Genomic DNA, 2,130 nt, shown 5'->3' with positions numbered 1-2,130 from the left:
TATAATCATCGAAGAATTCAAAAGGGTTTGGGTTTTAAGAGACCAAATCAAATGGCCGAAGACTTTTATAAGTTGGCTGCCTAGAATCTCCCAAGGGAAAGTCTCCTGATAATTCAGCGTATATCAGTAAATCATTCAAGGAAGAACCGTTAAATTTAAATAAAGTGTCCGCAGCTAAATCTACTCGTATTGTCTGTTCCTGAGCAGCAACCTGATGCTTCACCTCACAACTTAAAGGCTGACCATTATTGGAAATAAAAGGTTTACCGTCTGTATTGACAGAGAGTACAAATTCATTGCTTGTTAGCTTTCCTACGTTTAAGTCAACATCACAACTTTGGCATGATTCTTCAGTACAGTTTTTTACTTTGAAATTGTAACTTTCTGGTTTTAAATGATAATTAGCAGAATTGCCTACATAGAACGTACCCGACTTAATACTGTCAATATAAAATTCTATCGGGCAGTTTTGTATTTCAGCAATATCGCCTGCACACAACAGTACATCTCTCTGTACATGTATTGTTTGTGTATTTGCTGCTGTTTTATTCTGAAAACGCAGATCTAATGTTTTTGTATATGGATTAGAAGTACATGCCGCCAACCCTATAGATACAACAACTAACCCAAATGGAAATTTAATCATAATATCCCCTATCATTTCCCTTTTTAAATACACTTGTTTTAAATTTAAAATCTTATCAAGATATAATTATGTGACAAAAATCACAAAAAAGCCATAATATACTTATCATTAAGAAGAAATAGCTTAATATTTTTCTTTATTTTTAATCCCAATTATTTATGAATTGATTAGCACAGGGAAAAAATCTTATTTAACCCGAATCCTGCTTAAGCCAATGACTGCATAATTTGAATTGTGGGCTTATTCTGCTGGTTAATTGGTATGCACATAGTGATGCGTAGATACCACTTAAAAAGCCTGAGATACTTCTAGCTCTACTCGTCACCAAATTGTATTGACCTTTCAATAAGCTGAATAACGTTTCTATTTTATTACGTTGTTTTAAGTGATATGCATCTGATGTACAGAGTTGAACAGACCGCATGTTCTTTCGATGATATGAACCGTACCGGGTTTGTCGGAGAGTCAATATTCTGAGAGACTATCCCGATGACAAAATTAAAATATACCCCTGAAATCAGAGAAAGAGCGGTTCAATTATTGATTGAATCTGAAAAAGATTATCCTTCTACTTGGGCTGCAATCACAGCAATTGCGCCTAAGATCGGTTGTACTCCTGAAACACTACGTGTTTGGTATCAAAAATACTTAGATCAACAAAATCCCGCCAAAGTACAACAGATATCTGATCAAGAAAAAATGAAGCAAATGGAACGTGAAATTAAAGAATTAAAACGTGCCAATGAAATTCTACGTAAAGCAGCCGCTTTTTTCGCCCAGGCGGAGCTCGACCGCCCATACAAATAATGGTGGATTTTATCCATAACAATAAAGATCGATATGGTGTTGATGCGATTTGTAGGATTTTACCGATCGCAGCTTCAACCTATTACCGAACTTTAGATCTCGCTGACAATCCAGAACATCGAGCGAAACGAGATCTACATGATGAGCATCATGCTGAACAAATTAAACGAATTTGGAAGGAAAGTTCAGGTCGATATGGTGTACGTAAAGTTTGGCAACAATTGAAACGTGAAGGTTATGTTATCGCACGTTGTACTGTTGCTCGATTAATGAAAAAGCTAGGTATACAAGGTGTTTGGCGTGGTAAGAACAAACAAACGACCCGTAGCCGAGATGATCAAAAACGAGCAGATGATTTAGTGAAACGGAATTTTAGTGCTGATCATCCTGACCCTTGCGAAGCAGTGCTTCTCAGGCATTACAACCATGAAAGGCCACATCAAGCCAACAAAGGAAAGCCACCTCTCATGGCTGCTTAACCTCTACTTTTAACTTCGGTTATTTATGGGAGGATTACCGCATAAGCGTCTAGCTGTAGGAATCACCCTCTTTTAAGGCATAGGTATCTACACATTTTTTATAAATTGAATGCGATCTGAGCAATCGCATTCAGCTCATCAGACGAATACTCTGACAACAACTGAAGAGTGTTCAATAGTATTGAAAGCCCTGCCAGT

1 protein-coding gene, 2 pseudogenes and 1 other annotated feature are annotated in these 2,130 nt (G+C 37.0%); of the genes and pseudogenes, 1 reads left to right on the top strand and 2 read right to left on the bottom strand.

Annotation, left to right across the window (positions count from 1 at the left end):
- Nucleotides 1-34 precede the first annotated feature (34 nt).
- A complete protein-coding gene (locus FTT88_RS16995; RefSeq protein ID WP_257222675.1) occupies nucleotides 35-646 on the bottom strand; it encodes a hypothetical protein in 612 nt (203 codons plus the stop codon).
- Nucleotides 647-852: 206 nt separating this feature from the next.
- A pseudogene (locus FTT88_RS16990) lies at nucleotides 853-1,088 on the bottom strand (IS982 family transposase); the annotation flags it as partial.
- A gap of 47 nt (nucleotides 1,089-1,135) precedes the next feature.
- Between FTT88_RS16990 and FTT88_RS16985 the strand changes: the two are divergent.
- Nucleotides 1,136-1,845 (top strand): annotated as a pseudogene (locus tag FTT88_RS16985) (IS3 family transposase); the annotation flags it as partial.
- Nucleotides 1,411-1,527 (top strand) — a sequence feature (AL1L pseudoknot). It overlaps the preceding pseudogene by 117 nt.
- Nucleotides 1,846-2,130: the final 285 nt, after the last annotated feature.

The organism is Acinetobacter sp. YH01024 (genome assembly GCF_013420195.1).
In the GTDB taxonomy this organism is placed as follows: Bacteria; Pseudomonadota; Gammaproteobacteria; order Pseudomonadales; family Moraxellaceae; genus Acinetobacter; species Acinetobacter amyesii.
Note: the sequence above shows the minus strand (reverse complement) of the source record. Positions and strands in the feature narration are given on the sequence as shown.

Coding starts and splice junctions, on each gene's coding strand:
- FTT88_RS16995 (WP_257222675.1), bottom strand. CDS start 646: ATGATTAAATTTCCATTTGGGTTAGTTGTTGTATCTATAGGGTTGGCG.